Genomic DNA, 8,943 nt, shown 5'->3' with positions numbered 1-8,943 from the left:
AAATAATGAATGCTGAGATCGTAACTAACTGCGTTGTGCTCGGATTTGATTGCAAACGAATCCAGAAAACTATCTCATTATTGGGATTAGAGGCGGAACACGGTCAGCACGCAGAGCGCCTTCGGAGCGAATTCATAGAAGGGAAAGCCGAGGCTCTGGTAAGTTCTTGCCTTGATGCTCTCGCTCCCTATGAAGATTTCTTGTTGATAAAGGAAAATATTGGGGTCGAATCCTTTAAGGAACGCTGGATTGATTACTTGTGCGGGTTCGGCCAAAATTTCGATACGCCCAAGTATTTTGAAGATCGATTAGGTATTGCTGTGGCATGGGCTCACAAAAGAGTTCCTTTGGGAGTTTTGCATTTACAACATTGTCTTATACAACAAGCGCTGGTTGATAGCCTCTTGATTCAATGCAAGTTGAATCCAAAGACCGTCTGGCCTCTTGTGGACTGTATTTTTAAAATCACCTCACTAAGCATGTATTTGACTGTGGAAGGTTACCATCTGGTTGAGGTTGATGAGCTGCAGAAGACGTTGGATAGATTGAACAAGGAAGCATCGCAGTTACACCAAAAAGTTGCGACCGATCAGCTCACCGGCGTATTGAGTTATAGCACTCTCATGGATACTCTTGAGCGCCAGGTCAACAAGGCGAAGCAAAATGGCAGTTCCTTGTGCGTGGTGATGGCGGATCTGGATTTCTTCAAGAAAGTCAACGATACCTATGGTCATCTCGTCGGCGATATTGTGCTCAAGCTTACGGCAAGGCGAATTCAAGCGGCAATTCGCAGCTTCGACATGATTGGTCGGTTCGGCGGAGAAGAGTTCGTCATTATCCTGGAAAATACCGACTTAGCGCTGGCGAAGATTATCGCAGAACGAATACGTCTAGGGATTGCCGGCACTCCTTTCCACGCAAAGAAATTTGAAATTGATATAACTATTAGTCTTGGAATGGCGATGCTGAAAAAAGACGATCACCTCGAAACATTACTTGAGCGTGCAGACGCCGCAATGTATAAAGCTAAGAAAAATGGCCGTAACCGGGTGGCGGTCGCTGATAATTTGGAGGCGACATCCTAGATGTTTACTGACGGGTACTTTGATCAAAATGAAATGTGCTGACAATGATGGAGTCATGTAGTTGCGCAACGGCTAGATTTGCATAGTATCGCTGCGTAAAACTGAAAGGTCTTACGAAACCCCGGATCGATTCAGAGTGTTGAATATGCTCTATTTAACTAACAGTACAGGTATTGTTGAAAGCTGTACTACTTTGTTAGTCACTGAGCCCAGCAATAAACTTTTTACGACACCCATTCCACGCGTTCCGATAACAATACAATCAAAGAATTCTTCTTTTGCAAAATTTACAATCATTTCGGCTGGCTCGCCGACTAAAATATGAGATTGGCCAGTGAGACCTGCTTGCTTCATTAGTTCAAGTGTATTTTGAAGTATCTTCATGCCTTCATTCTGAAGATGCTGCCTGACGTTCTCCTTATCGATAAACAAAGAACTATCTTCGCTAGAATAAAATTTGGGTTGTACGTTCAGTAGATGAATTTCTGGTATTTCCTTATAATTTCCAAGGGATTGTGTGAAATCCATGACCGCTTTATTTGAGGAGTCAGAACCATCGACTGGCAATAAAATTTTTAACATAGAAAATCCTTCTATATATGATCGCAAGATACATTAATGGTCAACTAAAGCCGAACACTTTTTTAAGCAATCTTTCTAAAAAATGTACACTCAAATTCCAATGGAGATTGGCAGCCTAATTTTTAGTAGGCACATTTGCCATTGTAAAAGCCAATTGTCAATGATACCCAGCTTTACTTCTTCTTTGGATCTGCATTTTTCGTAATTCAGTTGTTCCTGTTTAAGGCTACGGAAGAACCGTTCTGTCGGGAAGTATCCCAACAGTTCCCTTTTTGGCTCATACTCTGTTCTATTTTCATGATAGACAGATGTTCGCGGTACTACTCATGGCTGGCATATTGGCTAACCCTAGGCGTTGTTGAATAAATCAAAATTGAACCAAATGACTCCATGCTTTTGTTAATTGTCGATTCCGTAAACCATATTGTGATATCACCTCAGAAACGAAGGGGAGTTAAATTAGAGCGTTTAAAGCGGGATGGAAGGGATATGCAAAATTTAAAGCAGCTTATAGAAACAACTTATTAACCTGCATATTTGCGTAATTTGTTATTTTTATAATCTTGAAAGCATATTACGGAACCTTTATTGCCGCTAATCTTCGCAGTTTCTTTAATGCGCATTTTTCCATAAATCTCATGTAAAGTAATTGTGTGATTTCTTTTATTAAAAAGATGGATGAGATAATCTTTTCGGTCGCCCAGCATTCCATTAGCTAATACATCTTTCCAAATATAGTCCAAAATACCACTTGGAGAAAGATCTGATTCTTTTATATTTGATAAATTAATTATGGCACTACAGACTTGCAAATTCGTTTTGCGATCAATAAATGAAACGATTGTCTGCATTTTTATTTCCACCCCAAGAAAAATGAACGGCAATTATTATTCCGCTACCTATCAAATTATCATGGTATGTATATATTGAAATCGTATAATAAACGTCACTCTACCTTTCTATTTTAAAATAATATCTTGATGCCCTGCTTACTTTAGCCTTTTGGCTGCAATCAAAAATTCTTACGAGTTACATTGACCCTGTAAAATTCACCAGGATCGCTGCAAGCGATTATTTCTCAATAGCCTAGGTTATATCCCAAGCTATTATTAAGTCATTAAAGCACTTTCAGAGTTGGGTAATTAATAGCGTATGTGGCCTACCGAACAGATACGGCAGAGAAGAATAGACATTATTGGATTTGTTTTTTTAATTATCACTAAACATTTTAAATCAAGGAGCCATATTCAAAATGCAACTATTTAATTTGGCATTGATACTAACTGTAGGTTTGTTTTTTACTTCAACAATAATGTCTGCTGCTGATCAGGATCCTAACTTCACACCTGAGAAAGATCGTGAAATTGCAAATGTTAAAGAAAGAATACACATATTGGAAGAGCGTTTTAATTGTATGCGGAAGACAAAAGATTTTGAATCCTTAAAGTCATGTAATCAGGCAGCGGATAAAAAATTGGATGTTTTAGAAGCTAAAATTAAAATGCAACCACATGATAAAAGAGCGACTTCTGATACAAAGCATCCGGATAATAAACATCCCGATACTAAAAATAAGCCTAATTAATTCCGATAACTACCAAGGATAATAAAAGAACCAGCATCGAATGCTGGTTCTTTTATTATCAGATGTGGAAATCTCCACACCTAAATCAGGTGATAGTAGTTAACGCTTTTCCCAGTTTCTTATTGAAGTAACCAGTGCGATTTTATCCTGTCTTCCTGGTTCTCTTGCAATAAGAAATTAGTTTTTGTTTATTAGAGCATTTATACCGCATGGCGCTGTACTTCTTTTGAATATGGCTAGCGATTGGACGCATTAAGAATGAAACACCCTCCGCAAACAGCGAGGTATTAACTGCGTACCTCAATCACCTTTCACTCAAAATAATATTGCGATTCAGAGATGGATTGCTTTCATGCTCTCGTAAAATTACACCACAAATTGCAGGGCAAACAGATATTCCAGAGATTGAAAGAGTACTGAATAGTGAATTCAATATCTTACTATAAAAACAAGCTTATGGATGTATCCAAACAGCTTTACCCCGAAAGCAACTGGGACATGCTCAAAGGGTTCATCGATAAAAATCAGAAAAATCCTTTCAATTACACAAGACAAGAATGGCTGCAAGCACAGCGCATCTCCAAAATCACAGAATCATCAAAACCTCATTACATGAAAGCTGGCTGATTTCCGGTAGCTGCAAAGCCTTTGAGCATGGCTTGCAGGATAGGGCTACTACCTGGCGTGGGGAGATAAGCCAGGTTATGCCGCGGTCGACCTTTATGGTGAAGTTTATTCATTATTGCCTCAGATCGTAGTCAAAAAATCTGACATAACCACAAAGCTTGGTAAGACCGAGCTTTTACTTTCAGTTGAAGAAGCTAAAGCTGGCTATCAGGGCGGTTAACCAAGCAATTTAAAGGATGCAGCGACCCATTGAATCTCAAGCACAAGCAAGAGATGCAGCCGCTTTTTACAAACCTAAAAAAGAAATTACCAGCTGATTGTCAACTGTAAATTCATGATCGATAGATTGTTTCTGGCTTGCCTGCTGGCGGAGCTTACAGTTCCGAGATTTTGGGCATTCTGCCAAATAATGATTTTCCACAAAAATATGACAATAAACATCAAGAATCATGGATTGTAATCGTTTTTCATGATAGCGTAGGCTTTATACAGTTAGAATCATAAGGAATCATCGTTTTTCATGACTATAGAAAATGGTAAGCAATTTTCAGATGCGATAAGTTTTTTTCAGGAAAGACGCTTACCGGAAAAAGCAAGGCCAGCAGGCTATGCAGCGCTTATCGATGCATACAATCTGGCTGTGCCTTTGCCCATAAAATTGACAGCCATTGGTACACGCCATAAGGTCTATAAAGAAGATAACTGGCATATCTATACGCCACGCCACATGCCAGAGGCTACCTTGGAAGGTCATCTGGTATTTGCTTTGAAATATGAAGGACTCGACCTGACAGTTCTGAAACGGCTTTTTGAAGCTGTTTCTCCCGAAGTCATTGAAAATATCGTTAAAGCGAAACCGACCAGCAGCTATGCCCGTCGTCTATGGTTTTTGTATGAATGGCTATTGAATAGAGAGCTAAGTTTGCCCGATGCCAAGACTGGGACTTATGCAGAAGTAGTTGATACCACACAGCAATGGGCTATTTCCGGTGTAACTTCCACACGACACCGGGTACGCAATAACTTGCCGGGAACCCGAAATTTTTGCCCGTTCGTTTTCCGCACACCGATCATTGAACAGTATATGAAGGCAAATCTATCTGAGCGAGCACGTCAGACTGTCAGCAAACTATCCGCTGATATTCTCGCTCGCACTGCCGCCTTCCTGCTGCTGAAAGATTCTAAATCCAGCTATGCGATTGAAGGGGAATCTCCGCCACAAAATCGTATCCAAAGATGGAGCCGAGCCATTGGTGAAGCCGGTCGGAGGCCGCTTGATCTGGATGAATTGCTTCGGCTCCAACGTATTGTCATCGGCGATAGCCGGTTTATCAAGCTAGGACTCAGGCAAGAAGGCGGGTTTGTCGGCGAGCATGAACATGGTAGCCGCTTGCCTTTGCCAGAGCATATCAGTGCAAGGCCTGAGGATTTGCCCGAGTTGGTTCAAGGAATGCTTGATTTTGATCGCCGTTTTTCCTGTGAGCTGGATGCCGTTCTGGCGGCCGCTATGCTCGCCTTTGGTTTTGTTTATATCCATCCGTTTGAAGACGGTAATGGACGGCTGCACCGTTATCTCATTCATCATACCCTGGCTCAGCGCGGATTTAGTCCTGCCGGTTTTGTTTTTCCGGTATCGGCAGCCATTCTGGAACGGATCGATGATTACCGGACTGTGTTGGAAAGCTATTCAAAACGACTGCTTCCTCTGATCGAATGGGAACCAACGGAAAAAATGAATGTGCACGTTCTGAATGATACCGGTGATTTTTACCGTTATTTCGATGCAACGCCCCACGTAGAATTTTTATATGCCTGCGTTGAAAAAACCATTGAAATTGATTTGCCTCAGGAAGCCAGCTTCTTGAAACGATACGATCGGTTCAGAGCGCGCATAGAAGCCTTGATTGAAATGCCTGCCTCAACCATTGATCTGCTGTTTCACTTCCTGAAGCAAAATGAAGGACGGTTATCCAAGCGGGCAAGAGAGAAAGAGTTTTCTGCGCTTAATGCCAGAGAAACCGAGCAGATAGAAAAAATTTATGTTGAGGTATTCGCGAGTCTATCGGAATAATTGTCGGATTGTGTCGGAATATCCCTACTGAAAACACCGGCGCGTAGCACATCTTTTCAAACAAAACCGACAACTTGTGGGTTTTGTTTAACACCTATCTGCTTAAGCTGGTAGGTAGTCGCTGCCGAAAACTGCAAGGTTTGATGATTTTCTAGGAAATTACTCTGTTGAGAAAGAATTCAAAAACTGCCTTCTCCATAGCAGTTTCTTATCTACTTCACTGAGTTCAGCTTCTTCACAGACGTCATCCCAGTGGTGTTTAATTGCAGAAATCATTTTTTCAAAAATGGCGCGTGCTTGCACTTCTGAAAGTAGAAAGTTATGGGCGGTATCAAGGCAGGATTTTAACTGGCTAAGATTATTATTGCCGGATATGAGCATAGCCTGTGAGGCTTCATTACCGGTGCGGCCTTGCGGACAGATATCATAAGCAGGTGTAAGGGTCAGTTCTTTGCCATTCCAGAATGCTGCATGATTTCGCGCATGATCATCGGTGTTACCACATAGAATATTAAAGACGAGTCGTGAAAACACTTCCTCAAGCGTTGCTTTCGGATCAGTAAAACGATGACGAATAATTTCCGCAAATGTTTCATAGCTTGCGTAACGGGCCATCATGTCATCAAGACCAAGCAATGTCAGTGCAGAGACCATGGCTTTGCGCGACCAGTCTTGATCTTTCTTTGTGCGGTCAAAGCGCTCTATCAAAAGCACGTCTTTATTTGCAGCCTTGATTAGCTTTACAGGCGCAACATTCAAGCCAGACAGCGCAGCGAGCCGCATAGCAACAAATTCAGCTTTGACAACGCTGTACAAATCAGTACTTGAAGAAAATTTGGCGACGAATTTTCGACCTTGATCCTGAATCAATGCTTTTGGACGGGCTCCGCCGATGGAGCTGCCGTGGAAGAGCGCCTGATCCAATTCTGGTGTAAGCGGAACTCCCTTCTCAACGCGTTCAACGGATTCAATGAGCTCTTCCATGCTGACATTATTTGCTGAGCGCGGAATGTACTCGGCTGGCGAGCGCTGAAAATCGAGCGCACCGATGCGATCAGAACCAGATTCCAATAAATAGGTGAGCTCATCCAGCTCGCCTGTATCCGTGCTTGAGCCTTTGCGTCCCAATTTTTTGTTGATAATGACGCGCCGTCCCCACGCATCGGGGGCAGCATCCCGAATACAACCAGGCATGCTCAAGCCTTCGGGCAATGGCAACACTCCGGCTTTTAAAGGTAGTTCAGGTTCGTAAATTGCAATTGCTGGTTTTTTGTCGCGGATACGTTCAAGGTAACTCTTACCATAGTTAAATAGGATATTACCGTTATCAGCTTCAAGCTTTCCGGCAACAACAGGCTCTGTTTCATCCGGCAACCATATCCAAACATAAGCTTCTTTGTCATGACTAGAAATCATCATGCACCACCTTGGATTTTTTGCGCACGGATTTTGGCAATAACGACAGCTTATCTTCAGTTTGGCGGATATGTCTGGTCAGTGTGGTTTCATCGGCATCAAACAGTTTGACGCCGACAATGGCCGACACTTCGAATACAGCGCCGATCTCACATTTAAGATCGCCTTTTTCGATACGTTGTAACAGCCCTCTGGAAATGCCCGCGCGGTCTGCAACCTCTTGAGCGGTTAATTTACGTTCTTTACGGGCAGCACGGATCAATCCTCCGAGGAGTGAGGATGCTTCATGTGTGTATCGCGAGTATGTTCGTGTAATGGACTTTGGCATCGCTTGATTTGGTTCCTATATAGACCATAAAGCGTCTTTATGATCTTTCTGTGAACCAAAATAGTAGGTATTGAGCTCTATGTCAAGAGCGCATTGATCTATATATAGACCACAATATGCTCTAATGATCTCTATAAAGACCATTTTGTGCAGGGGATACTAACTAATGGTGATATTGCCTTTCTGATAACACTCTACTGAGAGTGCTATGAGCCCTCAAACTCACCCCTTTCAGACAGAAGGGCCAGCGCTTTCCCCCAGAAATATTCAAAATCAACAAGCTTCATGGTTTGTAAGCGCTTTTCGGGAAATATACCGCACTCTGTGCGGCAAAATTCAGAAAAGCTGTGTGCGCAGCACACTCCTTTGAGCTGAGCCGACAAATTGTCGGTCACTTTTATACCTACCGGCAAAAGCTGGTAGGTGATCGCCGCCGAAAACTACAAGGTTTCCATAGACGATGGAAGGATCCATCCAGAACCGCAGGATGGATCAAGGACATACTTTAAGTAGTTATTTAGATTTTAAATCGTATCGAAAGCTTTATCTTACATTTGCGGATTATCACGTAAACTACATAAATTAGTGCCATAATACTAATATTCTCCTTGTGAGAATGAACAGATAGAGACTGTTCGGTTTAAGAAAGTAGTTTTTCAAATATGGCTGACATAACTTCTTACTGCTAGGCGTGTCAGCCATATTTGAATAATATCAGTATTATCCGCAATCATTCCTTTTGCGATGACTCGAGATATCGCTACACAAAAAATAAAATTTGACGGGAAAGCTCTTTCAAAGCTGCCATCCATCTTTCATATTTTATCACCTATCGATCAATCAAGAATAACACCTAACGCTCTGGTCGTGCGAAGGTAGTTTCAAGAAATAATAGTGTCCCTGGTGAAGAATATCTGAACATATTAATGTTTATGGTACGTTACAGTAAAAGAGAAATTTTGCCTGTAAATTATAAACCAAAGAATGAAGCGCAACAAACTGAAATTACTATTAATTTCTATGAATTTACTCTAATAAACCGCTTCCTGATTACCAAGAAGTTTCAGCCAGTTTTAGCAGCCGTCCCGGCATGGGTGGCGTCTGAACTGATGCACGAACCAATCTAGGCACTATCGCATCGAGCTTAAACCGTCGATTAAATCGATATTCAAATTCCGCCAGATAGCGTGGCAGATGTTTTGATTGAATCGCATGATAGGTTCCTTGCATCGCAGATTTAACATTGCCC

At 41.9% G+C, this 8,943-nt stretch carries 9 protein-coding genes and 1 pseudogene; 3 read left to right on the top strand and 7 right to left on the bottom strand.

Going from position 1 to position 8,943, the window contains the following annotated elements; genetic code table 11:
* Positions 1-1,085: GGDEF domain-containing protein (locus tag C7H79_RS15715; RefSeq protein WP_242447339.1), on the top strand; the 1,085-nt coding region annotated here is incomplete at its 5' end.
* A 150-nt stretch (positions 1,086-1,235) separates the two neighbouring features.
* Here the strand turns inward: C7H79_RS15715 and C7H79_RS15710 are convergent.
* From C7H79_RS15710 to C7H79_RS15705, 3 genes and pseudogenes are all read right to left on the bottom strand, one after another.
* On the bottom strand, positions 1,236-1,667 hold the full coding sequence (locus tag C7H79_RS15710) for a universal stress protein (RefSeq protein WP_106708209.1): 432 nt from the start codon (positions 1,665-1,667) through the stop codon (positions 1,236-1,238).
* A 201-nt stretch (positions 1,668-1,868) separates the two neighbouring features.
* Positions 1,869-1,987, bottom strand: a pseudogene (locus C7H79_RS19575) (IS3-like element ISSde8 family transposase); the annotation flags it as partial.
* Positions 1,988-2,191: 204 nt separating this feature from the next.
* A complete protein-coding gene (locus C7H79_RS15705; protein ID WP_106708208.1) occupies positions 2,192-2,518 on the bottom strand; it encodes a hypothetical protein in 327 nt (108 codons plus the stop codon).
* A gap of 401 nt (positions 2,519-2,919) precedes the next feature.
* Between C7H79_RS15705 and C7H79_RS15700 the strand changes: the two genes are divergently transcribed.
* Complete coding sequence (locus tag C7H79_RS15700) at positions 2,920-3,252, top strand: hypothetical protein (RefSeq protein WP_106708207.1); 333 nt, start codon at positions 2,920-2,922, stop codon at positions 3,250-3,252.
* Between the two features lie 608 nt (positions 3,253-3,860).
* On the opposite strand, the gene C7H79_RS19315 is transcribed toward C7H79_RS15700, so the two are convergent.
* Positions 3,861-3,992, bottom strand: a complete 132-nt coding sequence (locus tag C7H79_RS19315; protein WP_258577654.1) for a hypothetical protein — start codon at positions 3,990-3,992, stop codon at positions 3,861-3,863.
* Between the two features lie 407 nt (positions 3,993-4,399).
* On the opposite strand from C7H79_RS19315, the gene C7H79_RS15695 reads away from it, so the two are divergent.
* Positions 4,400-5,950, top strand: a complete 1,551-nt coding sequence (locus C7H79_RS15695) for a Fic family protein (protein WP_106708206.1) — start codon at positions 4,400-4,402, stop codon at positions 5,948-5,950.
* Positions 5,951-6,109: 159 nt separating this feature from the next.
* Here C7H79_RS15695 and C7H79_RS15690 read toward each other — a convergent pair whose 3' ends face one another.
* The 3 genes from C7H79_RS15690 to C7H79_RS15680 all read right to left on the bottom strand — a co-directional run.
* Complete coding sequence (locus C7H79_RS15690; RefSeq protein ID WP_106708205.1) at positions 6,110-7,369, bottom strand: type II toxin-antitoxin system HipA family toxin; 1,260 nt, start codon at positions 7,367-7,369, stop codon at positions 6,110-6,112.
* Positions 7,356-7,694, bottom strand: a complete 339-nt coding sequence (locus C7H79_RS15685; RefSeq protein WP_106708204.1) for a helix-turn-helix domain-containing protein — start codon at positions 7,692-7,694, stop codon at positions 7,356-7,358. The genes C7H79_RS15690 and C7H79_RS15685 overlap by 14 nt, the downstream gene beginning before the upstream one ends.
* A gap of 1,050 nt (positions 7,695-8,744) precedes the next feature.
* The coding region (locus C7H79_RS15680; RefSeq protein WP_147383638.1) for a transposase at positions 8,745-8,943 on the bottom strand (199 nt) is incomplete at its 5' end.

Origin of the sequence: Nitrosomonas supralitoralis (genome assembly GCF_003011925.2) — a bacterium.
GTDB classification, from domain to species: domain Bacteria; phylum Pseudomonadota; class Gammaproteobacteria; order Burkholderiales; family Nitrosomonadaceae; genus Nitrosomonas; species Nitrosomonas supralitoralis.
This window is presented reverse-complemented; position numbering and strand designations above follow the sequence as displayed.